Source organism: Streptomyces ureilyticus (assembly GCF_011045025.1).
In the GTDB taxonomy this organism is placed as follows: domain Bacteria; phylum Actinomycetota; class Actinomycetes; order Streptomycetales; family Streptomycetaceae; genus Streptomyces; species Streptomyces ureilyticus.
Genome location: NZ_JAAKZX010000456.1, coordinates 1 through 1,417 on the forward strand (window position 1 = coordinate 1; position 1,417 = coordinate 1,417).

General features: G+C 71.1%; 1 protein-coding gene. It reads right to left on the reverse strand.

Features of this window, described 5'->3' with window-relative positions:
- Positions 1-191 precede the first annotated feature (191 nt).
- A complete protein-coding gene (gene macS / locus G6048_RS48090; protein ID WP_165345895.1) occupies positions 192-1,391 on the reverse strand; it encodes a MacS family sensor histidine kinase in 1,200 nt (399 codons plus the stop codon).
- Between the last annotated feature and the right edge of the window lie 26 nt (positions 1,392-1,417).

The following is a 1,417-nucleotide window of genomic DNA, read 5'->3' on the forward strand; positions in this document are numbered from 1 at the left end:
CCCCCAGGCCCCCCGGGTTGTACCTCGGGTGCCGGTCCGTTGTGGCTTGTCACTCCCCCACTCTCGGCTGCTCCCCCACTCTCGGCTTCGCTCGAGCGGGGGGACCCCCATGAGCGGGGCCCCATCGCGGCGGAGCCGCATATTTATACAGCCCCGCGGCCCCTGAAGGGGCTACTGCCTGCGGGACCTCGTTATTTCGGAGCCCTCAGTTCTACCTCTGTGCCCTGGCCCGGTATCGAGATCAGCTCTGCCGTGCCGCCTATGTCTCTGAGGCGGCCTCTGATGGAGAGGGCTACGCCCATGCGGCCCTCGCCCTCGGCCTGGGCCAGGCGGCCCTCTGGGATGCCGGGGCCGTCGTCTCGGACTGTGACGATCACTGTGTCTGGTTCGTCCTCGATCAAGATCCAGGCTCGGGCGGTCTCGCCTGCGTGGCGGTGGACGTTGTCCAGGGCGGCTCCGACCGCTGCCGCCAGTTCCTTGGCCGTGGAGGGGGGCAGGAGGACGGGGGCCCCGGGCTCGGAGAAGGTGACCTTCGCGGTGGCGTACGGGGTCAGCAGGGCGCGGAGGTCGCGGGGGGCGTCCTCGCTTTCGGCGGACTCGTCGGGTTCGTCGATCGCGCGGACCAGGGCTCCCTGCGTCGCGTCCTCCGAGACGCGGGAGGGTGGCAGGCCGCCCGAGACCAGGGTGCGCAGCGCGACCTCCTGCTCGCCCGCCATACGGCCCAGTTCCGCCGCGTCGCCGCCGAGCGCGGAGCCGCGGCGCTGCACCATCGCGAGGACCTGAAGGACGCTGTCGTGGATGTCGCGGGCCAGCCGCTCACGCTCCCGTGTCGTGGCCTCGATCTCCAGGGCGCGCGCGAGGGTGCGCTCGGAGGCGCGGGCGACCTCGACGACGTACCCGATGGCGATGGAGGCGACCCAGACGAGCAGCACGTTGTGGAGCGTGTCCTGGCTGAGCGCTCCGCGCTGGACGACGTTCGCGACGCCGACGAGCGTCGAGGCGAAGGCCGCCCAGCGCCAGCCGCCCTTGATCGCGAACGCCAGGACGGAGCCCGCGGTCCATATCGACGGCAGCGTCGGCCCACCGGTGACGATCCGGTCGTGGGAGTCCGCGACCGGCGTGAGCAGGATGCCGGTGAGCGCGACGGTCAGGTCTGCGGCCAGGAACCGCTTGGTGCAGCTCGCCTCGTTGGCCACCTTGGGCAGCGTCGCCAGCGTCCACACGAAGAGCACGGAGAGGAAGGCGATGGCCACTTCCGGCCGGGGGAACTCGTCGTAGGCGCTGACGAAGAGCCCGATCGCGTAGCACATCGTCAGTACGCGGTAGGCCGAGAGCGCGCGCCACAGCGGCTGCTCGACCGACATCCTCATGACTCGCTCGCGCTTGGCCATGTCCCCCGCCCCCCCTTGACCTTGAC